The organism is Desulfobulbus rhabdoformis (assembly GCF_016919065.1).
GTDB classification, from domain to species: Bacteria; Desulfobacterota; Desulfobulbia; order Desulfobulbales; family Desulfobulbaceae; genus Desulfobulbus; species Desulfobulbus rhabdoformis.
Genome location: NZ_JAFFQA010000005.1, coordinates 136,556 through 149,208 on the forward strand (window position 1 = coordinate 136,556; position 12,653 = coordinate 149,208).

Below are 12,653 nucleotides of genomic sequence, written 5' to 3' on the forward strand. Positions count from 1 at the left end.
TGAAGATTGTTCATAGATTCAGGAAACAGGTTCCACTCTACCATGAACTGGAGATTATCTCAGACAAACTGCAGGAGCTCTTGTTCATCTCGTGAGCCCCCTTGGCAGAAAGCAGACCAATGACTTCCATGCGGCGTACCTCTTCCAGCCACTGCTCTTGCGTGCGCACGATTCAAAAAGCCTCTTCCCGGGTGTCCATCTCCTGTGCCCGCGGTTAATTCGAATGAGTCATCTTGTTGACCTCACCCTTCAGATTTTGGCTGCCCCCCTATTTTTTACACCAATGAGCAGGTTTTCCAGGTTGGACTTATACATGAACCGACCAATCTGGAACAACACGAGCGAATACACCAGCCCAAGAATGCCGAGGATCGTATAACTCACCCCTCCATGCAGAAGCAGGCGCAATGTAACCGGGAAAAGGGCAAAAACTATAAAGGGCAGGTCCGCATATTTCCAGACACTGTAACGGGCAACAGCAGCTGCAGTAATGGCGGTGATCGTGATAACCCAGGCCATCTGGCCCAGCGGATAGCCATCTGGCCACCAAAAGACGGCTGGTGCACCATAGACGAGGGCGCTGGCAATAATAGCGACAAACTGTAAACGTATCCAGCTCCGGACCGTAACGCCTTGGGGGGCGACCTTGGCAAAACGCAGGGCGATGCCCCATCTACCCACATAAATTAAGGTAAACAGGGTCAGCCAGATAAAAAGATACACATGGTTGACCGCCCGCCAAACTGCAATGCTGGCACAACAGGCAACAATGATAGAGCCCAGGTTATGCACCCAAGCCTGACAGAAGAGTTGCTGCACCTGGCGTTGCCGTACCTGATCGACGACCTCCTGAGGTTCATCCCGCTCCCAGGTCGTGAGATTGATACCAGCCTCTGTTCTTTTGCTGTTTTTCAAAATATCCATTTAGGTTGGTAGTACTCCAGCTTGTTTCTCGTTGGATTGCAGACACTACACCCCCAAGAAATGGGATGTTTTTCCCGATTATAAAGGTTCCGGCAAAAGTTAAAAAACCTAAAAGTAAGGGGTTATAAAAACAATGGGGTGTCTTGAATAATTAGATTTTTCAATCAAGGCCAGATAAGCGCAGACTTCGAGGATTGCGCAAAATTTTACCGCAGGCATATAATTGATATTCCGAGGATAAAATTTTAAGCATGACGAGGTAAGCGCCAGACTCCGCGGGATTGGCAGAAAAAGCAATTATTCAAGATGCCCAATGGACGAAGAAGACCATTCGCTTCTTTATAGCTGGAGTTGCCAAAATCCCTGTTCTGGTTATCGTTTAGCGGGTTGATGCTCACGGATTCAGGCTCTCAATCAGCTTCTTCCCCCAAATACTGTTGTCCATTCAGAAATGAGTATTTCGTTCAAGTTCAGAGAAGTCCCGGCTCCGAAAGGACCTTTTCTGGATGGATACTAAGGAGCTGGCAACCTGTACAAGGATAGTAGACGGTGATTGAAAAAAATTCTCAGCCTATATTTCGTTATCTCATCATGTTGACCGTCTGCTCGGTAATCGGGCTGCAGACATGGATGATTTTATTTAACAATTTTTCAGTGGAAGTGGCTGGACTGACTGGCCAGCAAGTGGGGGCTGTGCAATCGGTACGAGAGATTCCCGGTTTTCTCTCATTGCTGGCGGTCTACGTGATGCTGCTCTTTGCAGAACCCACTATTGCAGCACTTTCTGTCATCCTTCTGGGGGCGGGGCTGGCGGCAACCGGATTGTTTCCTTCCTATGCGGGCATCATGGTGACGACGCTGTTGATGAGCACCGGCTTTCACTACTATGCCACCATGAACCAGTCCCTGGTGCTGCAGAATTTCAAAAAAGAAATAACGCCAATGGTCTTCAGTCGGATGCGCAGCCTCTCAGCAGCTGCCGCGATCATCACCGCTGGGCTGCTCTTTGTACTGGGCAAACTGCTTGACTATCGCTGGGTTTACCTGATTCTCGGAGGTGGAGTTGCACTTGTGGGCGTGTACGGACTGCTCCACAAACCGCTCCTCGTTAATGCGATCCCCCAGCGCAAGAAGATGATTGTGCGCAGGCGTTACAGCCTCTACTACTTTCTTACTTTCATGGCGGGGGCACGCAGGCAGATCTTTGTCGCCTTTTCCGTCTACCTGCTGGTGGGAGTCTTTTCTTTCTCCGTACAGGCGGTGACCATCCTCTTCATCCTCAACAACCTGATCAACTATTTCCTCAACCCCCTGATCGGCAAGGCGATTCTTACATTCGGCGAACGCAGGGTGCTCTCCGTAGAATACGCGGGGCTCATCTTTGTCTTTCTTACCTACGGCTTTACCGATTCCAAAGTGGTGGTGGTCTGCATGTACATTCTGGATCACATCTTTTTTAATTTCACCACCGCTATCAACACCTACTTTCAAAAAATTGCCGATCCAAAGGATATTGCCCCCAGCGCTGCAGTGGGCTTTACCATCAACCACATCGCCGCCGTCTTTCTCCCCTTCCTCGGCGGCATGGTCTGGATGATCGACCACCGCATCCCCTTTATCGTCGGCGCGGTGATGAGTGGAATTTCTTTAATGGCGGTGCAGAAGATTCGTGTTCCTGAAAGTGGAACCGAAAGTGTACAGAAATGAAAATTTCAGGGGACAAATGTACCTTGATTTGTCGAGGGCATGGCCCGCTCTCACAAGCCCCTCCGCCCCCGGAAAAACACCTATTTATTTCAATTCAAGAAGAAGCATCACGCAATAAGATTGCCTTACTACACTCCAAAAACTCATCCAGATGATCAGTGATAATCCGTTCGACAATCGGCAACTGCAGAGCCTGGTAATCATGCACCGCAATATTACGGAACCCGACCATCCGTTTGAGTGATTCTGCCAACTCCGCATCAAGCCAGCCCCCACGAGCCAGCAAAGTGAAAACATCACGTGCGCCCTGCGGCACCCCCAACTTCTCGCGACGAATCAAATGCTGCCCCATATCCAAAACCGCCTCGCAGGCTCGTTGAATATTGAGGATAGCGGCATCCTGGCGAGTATAGTTGGTTGCAAACCCTTGTGGATCGCCCTCAAACTCCTCACGCACCCGCGCAATACAACGCTCGATGGTCGCCGCCTTGTTGATGAGCACATCATCGACCATAGACTGTTCCCTGTTGTTGAATATCCTCAAGCAGCCCCTTGCGGGCAGTATCCAATTCTGTCTTCTCACTGAGTACTGCGGCTTCAAACAGACCTGCCTGCACATCCAGGGCCCACCATCGCTTCCCCTGCATCAACACCTGGTATTGCATCACCGTGGTCGCAGCCCGCAGGTCAATCAAATCAACCGGGCAGCCAACCAGATCTTCCAGCTCTCCGGCGAGACCCCAGAGACGCTCCTGATCGGCATAGCCCGCCACCAAGACTGCTAGGTCAAGATCACTTTCCGGCCCTGCCTGTCCCTGTATGCGACTGCCAAACCCGTAGACAGCAAGGAGGTTGGAGATATGATCTCGCAGATATTGGACTATTTTCTCCTGATTCATGCCCCCTCTCCCAAGAGCCAACCTCTTTAAAGGGTGTCTTGAATAATTCAATTTTTCAAGATTCCACTTAGATATACCCCAAGTATTCCCCTATGCGCAACGCATCAACGGTTGCGGAACAAACAACGAAACTGACTTCCGATGAATATTCACGAATTCAGGGAATAAATTATCGAACATGATACACTCCGCTTCCCTCTTTCTCATTGCATCGCCAATTGAATGCCGGTTCAGGAACAATCCGCGACAGACTGTTATCCAGATCCTGGCTCACTGTGATACGTCCACAAGAATCTACTGCCACTCCACTGAGCAGCCAGCAGGGAGGATAGCCTGGTACAGCCTCCAGGCCCACAGCAAAATCCTCGGCCAGCACCTCAAGTGTCGCCCCTTGGGGATCAATCCTCAGCAGGCTACGGGTACCTGTTTCCACGACAAGTAACCTTCCCTCTCCATCAAGAGCCATCCCTTCCGGATGGACAAGTCCCGAAAGGATCACACGCGGCGCGGCAAGATCAGTACCGTCTTCCATCAACTGATACATCATGCCTGTGGCCCATCAGCCACAAACAAATCACCATCAGCAGCGGCGAGTCCAGCGGGCACATACAGGCCTTCCATGAGAACCTCCGTGTCCATTGTTCCCGCCGACCGACGAACGACACGGCTGGTTCCAAGCTCGGTCACCACAATATCCTCACCACTGGCAACGGCATTGAGTGGCACCGAAAAATCATTATAACTTATGGGTGTCTTGAATAATTAGATTTTTCAATCAAGGCCAGATAAGCGCAGACTTCGAGGATTGTGCAAAATTTTACCGCAGGCATATGTGTCCTGGTTGACCTGAACCACTAAGCCTCTGTGTTGATCAACAACATGCGACGCCCCATGAATGAACAAGCCTACCAGAGCGGGGATTAAACACATCAATACGGCTCCCCACGGCACTGACCACGTATAACAAGCCATCTGGCCCGATCCGCACACCATTGCTCCCATGGATCGGTGTCCCCTTAACCAGCAGCCGACTCACAGGGACGGATGCAACTGCCGGGCAAGATGCAAAAAAGACAAGGCCAACCAGACAACTGACCAAAATTAATCCGCGGAATCGCATATCCACCTCCTGTGGGGTGAAAAGGTAACGGTGATCCGGTATGCATTGTACCGACCTACAGGTCCGTGACAAATGTTGTACGATTATCCAGTAACACCTGCATATCCAGCCCCAGCTTCTTGGCTTCAGAGCAGGCACCCGAAAATGAGCCATCGCTCGCTGCATAGAGATAGTTGATTAAATCCTGGCAGGTTTGTAACTGCGGTTGTTGTGCCAGCAAGGCCTCCAAAGAGGTGGCAGAAATCACACTTTCTTCCCCAGCGATAAGCGATCTATCATCGGTTGCAAGCAGTGACTTGGCGCGATTAGTTAAATCAGTTCTCTCCCGAAGTCCATGCGTGCCGCCATTTATGCGCTTGGTCACCGCCTTGATATCATCACGATCAGCCAGTGCATTCAGACCGTTTTGTTCCCAAAAATAGACAGCGGATTCGACCGGGTATTGGCTAGCCACCTTATCCGGCTCGGCGACGAGGTCGTCTTTAATCCAGTCGGAAAATCTTTGATAATTTTCCTTACCTGTCAACTGGATCAGGCCTCGCCCACGGTAACGCCAGCCATCGCCACTGGCCTCATTGCCATTGCCAAGGCGGTTGGCATAGACACGGCTGGCAATACGCTCTCGCTGTCTTGCGTATGCAGCCGCCTCCTGCTCATTGAAATATTTGGAAAAGATACTCAGCAAGCCTTCCTTGGAATAGTTCAGGTTTTCGCTCACCCTGGAGAGTTTGGACGATTCATGCAAAACCTGGCCAAAAAAATGGGCGCACCGTAGAACCGTATCAATCCCGTGCTGGTTGAGTTGACTTGTTAACGGCTCTGCAAACTCTGCAGCCAGACTCCTCTTCACACCAAGCTCTTGTAAAATTTTTTCGCTGATTTCCATGAAGAACTCCTTCGGCAGACTTATGAATGGATGGACCTTCTCTGGTAAGCGTAGACTCCGCGGGATTGGCAGAAAAAGCAATTATTCAAGATGCCCTTTAAACTGAGGCTCTAAAGTATCATTCCATTCACCATCGACACTTCCCGCACACCCGTATGTTCAGTGCAATCCCCCCCCTCCTCATGCAAAGATTAAACAAACACCCTCTCCTCTATTCAATCATAGACCCTACGAATCGGGAAACAGGAAATCCCTCCCTGCATTTCCCCAAAAATCATTCAACAAAAAAAAGTTCTCTCTACGCCACCCCTGGGGACGCCTCAAAATTTATCCAATATAAACAAAACATTACACAGATAGAGCCAAATTCCACGATAACTACCACTGAAACCCAGCTGAAATATTTGTCGCGGCCAGGGCCAAGGCGAATGGCTGATCGCGTCCTTACCTTTTGCTCCAGCAACAGGTCGCCCCTCAAACAATGGAATTCAACCCAATGTGGAGCTACAATATACGCACCCCAAAAGGAAGGAAGAGGGGAAGCGGTCATGCAACTATTCAAATTCTGGCAAAACGCCTCGAAGAAGATGGGGTTTTCTTTACGACGTATTGTTTTTTCCTGGGCATCATCAAGAATCACAAGCAAAAGTACCCGCCAGCATTCGACAATATAGTGACTTGCAGATAATTCTCAGGTATCACTATAGGATAAAAATCGATAAGCCGATACAATTAGGGAATCTTGAATAATTGCTTTTTCTGCCAATCCCGCGGAGTCTGGCGCTTACCTCGTCATGCTCAAAATTTTATCCTCGGAGGTAAGCGAAGACTCCGATATCATGTATATGCCTGCGGTAAAATTTTGAGCATGCCTCGAAGTCTGCGCTTATCTGACCTTGATTGAAAAATCTAATCATTCAAAACACCCATTAGACAATTAAAAACCAATACCCTCTCAATCGCCTTTCACAAGGGAGATACCAGTGGAAACATACACAGTCAAAGATTTGATGGTTCCTTTAGAGGAATATGTCACCGTCCCTCTGGGAACGACTCTGCTCGGGGCCATGCTTGCCCTGGAAAAGGCGCAGGAAAATTATGATCAGGGGAAGTATCACCATAGAGCTGTGCTGGTACTGGACAGGGAGAATAAAGTTGTTGGCCGCATAAGTCAGCTTCGCGTCCTTCAGGCAATGGAGACCAGGGAAGAAAACACCGAGCTTTATGCGCAGTTGAAGATGTATCAATTCAGTGATGCCTACGTCGATAAATTACGTGAAAACGATCGGATTAAATGCAAGGTCTTTGCAGAGGAAACACTCAAAGAGGCGACGGAAAAGCCGGTTGAAGATTTCATGCAAAAGCCGACTCCAGATGAATATGTGGATGAATCCGAAAAACTTGATCTGGCCATGCACAAGATGGTTGCCGGAGCTCATCAGTCTCTCCTGGTCACCCGCGACAAGGACATCGTCGGTATTCTACGCATGGTGGATATTTTCACCGCAAGTTTCCACGCGATGAAGTCGCTGGGCGTAGCCTGAACTGATGAGAAATCCGGGCTTAAACCAACGTTTTTTGCATAATACGTGCAGGCGCTTTGAGAGCTGAAAAAAGACTCTCAAGGAAGACAAGATAATACAGGTGAGCTATGTTTGAGCGGGAAAAAATATTTAACAGAATCATCCAACGGGTGAACATCAACCTTCGAGACTTGAATTTTGATGTCAGCCCCTTTGTGACAGGGCACGCCGATTTGCGGCAGATGAGCCGCTTTTATGCCTTTTACGGAGTAACAACCGACATCCCCCTAAACCTGCAATTTATCCACAGCAGCTTGGCGGGCAGTTATTTTCTGGGGAAATGCCAGGTTAAAAATGCGATGTTGTATAAAACCGATATTCGCGGTGATGAACTGAAACGCAAAGGATCAACCTTTCAGTTTAAGAATTTCAGCATTGACCTGCGCCAGGACGAGTTCATCGATATCGTTTCCAGTGCTCTGGTTAAAACCCTGGTCCACAATTTTTCCCACGACCCGGAATCACCGGAGCGTTTCTTTATCAAAAACACTCTTTCCCTTGACTATGCCAATATTCATGGTGCTCCGGCAGATGGTTGCTTCTTAAGCCCCTTTGCCACCGTTGACCTGACCACCATGCGCAACTGCGCTATCGGTGCCTACTCGTATATTCAGGCCGGCCGAATAAGCCATCTCAATGTGCAGCCAGGAACCATTTGGGTCAACAGTCCGGGAACGTTTAACTTTCTCTACCAGTTTCCCCAGGATCGCTTGCAGCATTACATCAAGCAGGAGGCAGGGGGCAAGCCCGAAGGGGCACTCATTGACTTTATCGAGAAACGGGCACAAGCCTTTGACAAGGTCTTTGACACAGCCATCACCTCCCCACCTATTCCAGTGCCGGAAACGGCCTCTCTGGATCGCTACGCTGTTGTACTCTCAGAAACCACCATTGATGAAAATGTTCTGGTTGCCCAACGTGCCTACCTGGAAAACTGCACCATGGGAATTGGCGCCAATGCCCAGGAGAACTGCTATATCATCAACTCCAATCTTCAGGGCAACAACGTCATGGCGCATGGAGCCAAGGTAGTTGAGACTGAAATGGAAAAAAATATCTTTGTTGGCTTCAACAGCTTTCTCGTTGGCAAACCGGGGTGCAGAATCACCATTGGCACGGGCTGCATTGTCATGCCGCACACCATAATCGATTGCTCAGAGCCGCTGGAAATTCCACCGGATACACTCCTCTGGGGCCTGATCACCAATAAACAAGAGCTAGAAGAAAACAGCATTCCCCTAGAGGAGTTACGCGTGGTGCACCACTCCATCCAGAGAGGAAATATGCATTTTGAGGGTGAAGGAGGCGCCTTTGTAGAAGGTTTCAAACACAGGATTAATCATATTCTCGAATCCAATGGAGCCTTCTACCATCAGCATAACAACAACATCAAAGGGCACGCACAGAACAACCGTAAGCTCTCACTCAACAATATCCAGCCCTATCTTTTTGGAGAGATGGAGGGTGTCTACCCGGACATCACCATACAGCCCCAGGGATAAAGGGCATACATCAAGCAACTGTCTTTCCCGCGAATAATCGGAGGCTTTGTCCTCCGATTATTCGCGGGGGGCAATACAATACTCTTATAAAAAAGGCCTGGAAAGATGAACGTATCTTCAAGCTTTTCAAGGCGACGCAGACGAACTGATCCTCTTTTTCTCCCATCCTCTGCCTGAACCTTTCCTCCTCTGCAAGACAAGTCCAAACACATTGGGAATACGGCCGGGATCTCCTATAGTATTCTCATGGACATTTTTTGTGAGAATAGTCAATGGACCTGATCTCAAGCTTACTGATCCTGGGCGTGGTTTTGGTGGCCGTCTTCGATTTCACCAACGGATTTCATGATGCAGCCGACATGGTTGCGACAGCTATCGCCTCACGCGCAATGAAACCGGGCATGGCTATCGGCATTGTCACCTTGTTCACCTTCATCGCCCCCTTTACCCTGGGATTGGCCGTGGCGAATACAGTGGGCACCTTGGTGCATGTGGAGGCCGTATCCAGTATCGAAGGAGAGACCTTAGTTATCGCCGCCTTGCTGGCTGCGGTCAGTTATAACCTGGTCACCTGGTGGCTGGGGTATCCCTCATCCTCCTCCAACTCACTCGCTGGAGGTCTTGTGGGGGCAGGACTCTACAGTGTGGGCAGTACGCAAATTGCTTGGGGGATTTCCGCCCTGCAAAACGGTCAACTTCAGGGAATGACGAAGGTCGTGGCAGGGTTGTTTGTCTCCCCTTTTTTAGGATTTGTCATCGGTTTTTTGGTCATGAAGCTCTTCCTTCTTCTCTTTCGCCGGGCGACCGAGAAGGTCTCCCCTCTCTTTGTTGCCTCACAATACCTGAGTGTGGCTTGGTTGGGTTTTTCTCACGGTGCCAATGATTCACAAAAGGGTATGGCCATCATTGGTATGCTTTTGCTGGCTAGCGGCACGACCACCACCTTTGCCATTCCCCTCTGGGTTATCTTTCTCTGCGCCTCGGCAATCACTCTTGGCACCCTCTTTGGCGGCTGGAGGATCATAAAAACCCTGGGCTTTGGCCTCTTCCATGTAAAAATTACGCACTCGGTCGCCAACCAGCTGGGCTCAGCCCTGGTCAACAGTATCGCTACTCTGGGGGGAGCGCCCACATCAACCACACAGGTTGTCACCGCAACGTTATTGGGCAACGGGGCTGCGGAGAAGCCGCAACATGTGAAATGGCAAACCGCGCGGGGGATCGTTGCAGGCTGGTTCATGAACGTGCCTGTGTCCATAGCCCTGGGCTGGCTCTATTGTTTCCTTTTTCTCAAGCTCTGGGGGTAATTATGGGGTTTATTGAAAAATTCGTCTTACCAAAAGATGTTGATCTGAGTGCAGCGCTCTCTGAGCAGACGACGGCCACCAAAAACATCGTCCATGACCTCTATGCCGCCTACATCCTTCATAAAGACGCGGCAGTGCGTGGTATCAAAAACGATAGCAATCAGACCGGGGCCATTAAGCATAAAAACATGAAAGAACTCCTGGATGTATTTATAGCCCCCTACGACAAAGAATCCATTTTCCGTATCATCACCCAACTCGACTGGATTGCGCTCAGTGTTAAACATTTTGTCATTGAGGCGGAAGCCTATACCAATCCCCACTCCTTGGAAATTTATCGTGATATTTTCGACCTGCTCAAGGATATGGCCGACCTGCTGGAAGAGGGATTTAAGCAACTCTCACGCAAAGAACTCCCCAAGATCGATCGGATCCATGATAAATATGACCTTGTGGTCAAATACCGTGCCCAGCACCTGGCCAAGTTGTTGCTACAGGAAGACTGTAAACGCATTATCGTTCACGCGGAAATCCTCGCCCAGTTAAAAGAAATCGCCAAACGAATGCATATTTCAGCTAACACCCTGGAGGACATGGCCATCAAAGTTATGTGACAGGGGAAAGGAGAGCAGAATAACTCTCACCAAAAAAGAAAGCCCCGTTCTCATGAAGAGAGCGGGGCCTATATATATTGCCTGAAAAATTCAGGTCTTATAAATGGTGGCGATGCAGGGAATTGAACCCCGGACACTACGGATATGAGCCGTATGCTCTAACCATCTGAGCTACATCGCCAGTATTTGAAAAAGCCGCTGGGCTTGAGACGAGCTAATATGCATTATTCATCAAAAATTGTCAAGGAAAAATTCCCCATCTCTTTCTTTTTTATCGACATCGTTGAACCGCTTGAAACCAGACACAAAACGTAGCCCATCACCCTGTTCCATATTTCAGCCGAACCGGCCTACACACAACAAAAAAAGCCCCCTGTCGAATATTTCATTCAACAAGGGGCTTATCAGCTAACCTGAGTGGAGGTCAGTGTGGTGACATTACATCATGCCGCCCATACCACCCATACCACCCATGCCGCCCATGCCACCAGGAGGCATTGCACCAGCGCCCGCATCATCCTGCGGCAGCTCGGCAATCATGCACTCGGTGGTCAGGAGCAGACCGGAAACAGAAGCCGCATTCTGCAGTGCAGAACGGGTAACCTTGGCAGGATCGATAACACCGGCCTCGATCAGGTCTTCGTATTTCTCAGAACCTGCGTTGAAGCCCATGGGGCCTTCCAGGTTTTTCACGTGCTCAACAATAACAGAACCCTCGCGACCGGCGTTGGCAGCGATCTGACGAACGGGCTCCTCAAGAGCGCGACGAATGATATTGATCCCCAGAGCCTGCTCACCTTCAAGTTCGAGGGTGTCGAGCACTTTCAGGCAACGGAGGTAGGCAACACCACCACCGGGAACGATGCCCTCTTCGACGGCAGCGCGGGTAGCGTTGAGCGCATCCTCAACGCGGGCTTTTTTCTCTTTCATCTCAACCTCGGTGGCAGCACCGACATTGATCACAGCAACACCGCCAATCAGTTTGGCCAGACGCTCCTGCAGTTTCTCACGATCGTAATCAGAGGTGGTGTCCTCGATCTGAGCGCGGATCTGTTTAACACGGGCAGCCAGCGCCTCTTTGTCGCCGGCACCATCGATGATGGTGGTGTTGTCTTTATCGACAACGATGCGTTTGGCGGTACCCAGATCGTTTACAGTAACGTTCTCCAGCTTGATACCCAGATCCTCGGTGATAACCTGACCACCGGTAAGGGTGGCGATATCCTCAAGCATTGCCTTACGACGATCACCAAAGCCCGGAGCTTTAACAGCGGCGACATTCAGGGTGCCACGCAGTTTGTTGACAACCAGGGTAGCCAGTGCTTCGCCGTCCACATCCTCAGCGATGATGAACAGGGGTTTGCCCATCTTGGCAACAGCCTCGAGCACGGGAAGCAGATCTTTCATGTTGGAGATCTTTTTCTCGTTGATGAGGATGAGGGGCTCGTCCATGCTCACTTCCATGCGCTCCGGATCGGTCACAAAGTAAGGAGAGAGGTAGCCGCGATCAAACTGCATACCTTCAACCACGTCCAGAGAGGTCTCCATGGATTTGGCTTCCTCTACGGTGATAACACCCTCTTTACCGACCTTGTCCATAGCCTCGGCAATGATATTACCGATGGTTTCGTCGTTGTTGGCGGAGATGGTACCGACCTGAGCGATTTCTTTCTGCTCTTTGGTCGGGTTGGCGATTTTACCAAGCTCAGCAACAATGGCTGCTACGGAACAATCGATACCACGTTTGATCTCCATGGGGTTGGAACCGGCAGCAACCAGTTTTGCACCCTCGGTGTAGATAGCCTGCGCCAAAACAGTGGCGGTGGTGGTACCGTCACCAGCAACATCAGAGGTCTTGGAAGCAACTTCCTTAACCATCTGTGCGCCCATGTTCTCGAATTTATCTTCCAGCTCGATCTCTTTGGCTACAGTAACACCGTCTTTGGTGATAACCGGTGCGCCGAAAGATTTCTCGATCAGGACGTTACGACCTTTGGGACCAAGGGTAACTTTTACAGCGTTTGCCAGGGCGTTCACGCCTGCCAGCATCTTCTCGCGGCCTTTGCCGCCATATTTCAGTTCTTTACCAGCCATGATCTTATCTCCTTATA

Annotated in this window: 14 protein-coding genes and 1 tRNA gene; 5 read left to right on the plus strand and 10 right to left on the minus strand. The window is 50.0% G+C overall.

The features are described from left to right. Positions 1-37 precede the first annotated feature (37 nt). Together JWJ90_RS23500 and JWJ90_RS04130 are read right to left on the minus strand one after the other, a co-directional pair. Entirely contained in the window at positions 38-169 is a 132-nt protein-coding gene (locus JWJ90_RS23500) for a hypothetical protein (RefSeq protein WP_275889063.1), read from the minus strand. Positions 170-249: 80 nt separating this feature from the next. Beyond that, positions 250-924 carry a hypothetical protein gene (locus JWJ90_RS04130; RefSeq protein ID WP_205225930.1) on the minus strand — a complete coding sequence of 225 codons (675 nt, stop codon included), beginning with the start codon at positions 922-924 and terminating at the stop codon, positions 250-252. A 549-nt stretch (positions 925-1,473) separates the two neighbouring features. Between JWJ90_RS04130 and JWJ90_RS04135 the strand changes: the two genes are divergently transcribed. Then, positions 1,474-2,631 carry an MFS transporter gene (locus JWJ90_RS04135; RefSeq protein ID WP_338032284.1) on the plus strand — a complete coding sequence of 386 codons (1,158 nt, stop codon included), beginning with the start codon at positions 1,474-1,476 and terminating at the stop codon, positions 2,629-2,631. 94 nt (positions 2,632-2,725) lie between these two features. On the opposite strand, the gene hepT is transcribed toward JWJ90_RS04135, so the two are convergent. The 6 genes from hepT to JWJ90_RS04165 all read right to left on the minus strand — a co-directional run bounded on the left by hepT (position 2,726) and on the right by JWJ90_RS04165 (position 5,536). Next, the gene (hepT, locus tag JWJ90_RS04140) at positions 2,726-3,145 is read right to left on the minus strand and encodes a type VII toxin-antitoxin system HepT family RNase toxin (RefSeq protein ID WP_205225931.1); all 420 of its coding nucleotides are present in this window, start codon (positions 3,143-3,145) and stop codon (positions 2,726-2,728) included. Then, positions 3,135-3,530, minus strand: coding sequence for a type VII toxin-antitoxin system MntA family adenylyltransferase antitoxin (gene mntA, locus JWJ90_RS04145; protein WP_205225932.1), 396 nt, complete (start codon positions 3,528-3,530; stop codon positions 3,135-3,137). The genes hepT and mntA overlap by 11 nt, the downstream gene beginning before the upstream one ends. 169 nt (positions 3,531-3,699) lie before the next feature. After that, complete coding sequence (locus JWJ90_RS04150; protein WP_205225933.1) at positions 3,700-4,077, minus strand: NHL repeat-containing protein; 378 nt, start codon at positions 4,075-4,077, stop codon at positions 3,700-3,702. Next, positions 4,074-4,256, minus strand: coding sequence for an NHL repeat-containing protein (locus tag JWJ90_RS04155; protein WP_205225934.1), 183 nt, complete (start codon positions 4,254-4,256; stop codon positions 4,074-4,076). The genes JWJ90_RS04150 and JWJ90_RS04155 overlap by 4 nt, the downstream gene beginning before the upstream one ends. A 145-nt stretch (positions 4,257-4,401) precedes the next feature. Next, positions 4,402-4,650, minus strand: coding sequence for a hypothetical protein (locus JWJ90_RS04160; RefSeq protein ID WP_205225935.1), 249 nt, complete (start codon positions 4,648-4,650; stop codon positions 4,402-4,404). 55 nt (positions 4,651-4,705) lie between these two features. Beyond that, positions 4,706-5,536, minus strand: coding sequence for a glycoside hydrolase family 19 protein (locus tag JWJ90_RS04165; protein WP_205225936.1), 831 nt, complete (start codon positions 5,534-5,536; stop codon positions 4,706-4,708). Between the two features lie 983 nt (positions 5,537-6,519). Here JWJ90_RS04165 and JWJ90_RS04170 point away from each other — a divergent pair. The 4 genes from JWJ90_RS04170 (at position 6,520) to JWJ90_RS04185 (ending at position 10,542) form a co-directional block, all read left to right on the plus strand. Continuing rightward, complete coding sequence (locus JWJ90_RS04170) at positions 6,520-7,080, plus strand: CBS domain-containing protein (protein ID WP_205225937.1); 561 nt, start codon at positions 6,520-6,522, stop codon at positions 7,078-7,080. Between the two features lie 107 nt (positions 7,081-7,187). Then, positions 7,188-8,621, plus strand: a complete 1,434-nt coding sequence (locus JWJ90_RS04175; protein WP_205225938.1) for a transferase — start codon at positions 7,188-7,190, stop codon at positions 8,619-8,621. A 272-nt stretch (positions 8,622-8,893) separates the two neighbouring features. Beyond that, positions 8,894-9,928, plus strand: coding sequence for an inorganic phosphate transporter (locus JWJ90_RS04180; RefSeq protein ID WP_205225939.1), 1,035 nt, complete (start codon positions 8,894-8,896; stop codon positions 9,926-9,928). A gap of 2 nt (positions 9,929-9,930) precedes the next feature. Next, a complete protein-coding gene (locus JWJ90_RS04185) occupies positions 9,931-10,542 on the plus strand; it encodes a hypothetical protein (RefSeq protein WP_205225940.1) in 612 nt (203 codons plus the stop codon). A gap of 104 nt (positions 10,543-10,646) precedes the next feature. Here JWJ90_RS04185 and JWJ90_RS04190 read toward each other — a convergent pair. Both JWJ90_RS04190 and groL read right to left on the minus strand, forming a co-directional pair. After that, a tRNA-Met gene (locus JWJ90_RS04190) sits at positions 10,647-10,723 on the minus strand. A 257-nt stretch (positions 10,724-10,980) separates the two neighbouring features. After that, positions 10,981-12,636 carry a chaperonin GroEL gene (gene groL, locus JWJ90_RS04195; RefSeq protein WP_205225941.1) on the minus strand — a complete coding sequence of 552 codons (1,656 nt, stop codon included), beginning with the start codon at positions 12,634-12,636 and terminating at the stop codon, positions 10,981-10,983. Between the last annotated feature and the right edge of the window lie 17 nt (positions 12,637-12,653).

What these genes read in the sequence shown, in the direction of transcription:
- JWJ90_RS04165 (WP_205225936.1), bottom strand. Translation starts at nt 5,536, where the DNA reads ATGGAAATCAGCGAAAAAATTTTACAAGAGCTTGGTGTGAAGAGGAGT.
- JWJ90_RS04150 (WP_205225933.1), bottom strand. Translation starts at nt 4,077, where the DNA reads ATGATGTATCAGTTGATGGAAGACGGTACTGATCTTGCCGCGCCGCGT.
- JWJ90_RS04175 (WP_205225938.1), top strand. Translation starts at nt 7,188, where the DNA reads ATGTTTGAGCGGGAAAAAATATTTAACAGAATCATCCAACGGGTGAAC.
- groL (WP_205225941.1), bottom strand. Translation starts at nt 12,636, where the DNA reads ATGGCTGGTAAAGAACTGAAATATGGCGGCAAAGGCCGCGAGAAGATG.
- JWJ90_RS04185 (WP_205225940.1), top strand. Translation starts at nt 9,931, where the DNA reads ATGGGGTTTATTGAAAAATTCGTCTTACCAAAAGATGTTGATCTGAGT.
- JWJ90_RS04180 (WP_205225939.1), top strand. Translation starts at nt 8,894, where the DNA reads ATGGACCTGATCTCAAGCTTACTGATCCTGGGCGTGGTTTTGGTGGCC.
- JWJ90_RS04160 (WP_205225935.1), bottom strand. Translation starts at nt 4,650, where the DNA reads ATGCGATTCCGCGGATTAATTTTGGTCAGTTGTCTGGTTGGCCTTGTC.
- JWJ90_RS04130 (WP_205225930.1), bottom strand. Translation starts at nt 924, where the DNA reads ATGGATATTTTGAAAAACAGCAAAAGAACAGAGGCTGGTATCAATCTC.
- mntA (WP_205225932.1), bottom strand. Translation starts at nt 3,530, where the DNA reads ATGAATCAGGAGAAAATAGTCCAATATCTGCGAGATCATATCTCCAAC.
- hepT (WP_205225931.1), bottom strand. Translation starts at nt 3,145, where the DNA reads ATGGTCGATGATGTGCTCATCAACAAGGCGGCGACCATCGAGCGTTGT.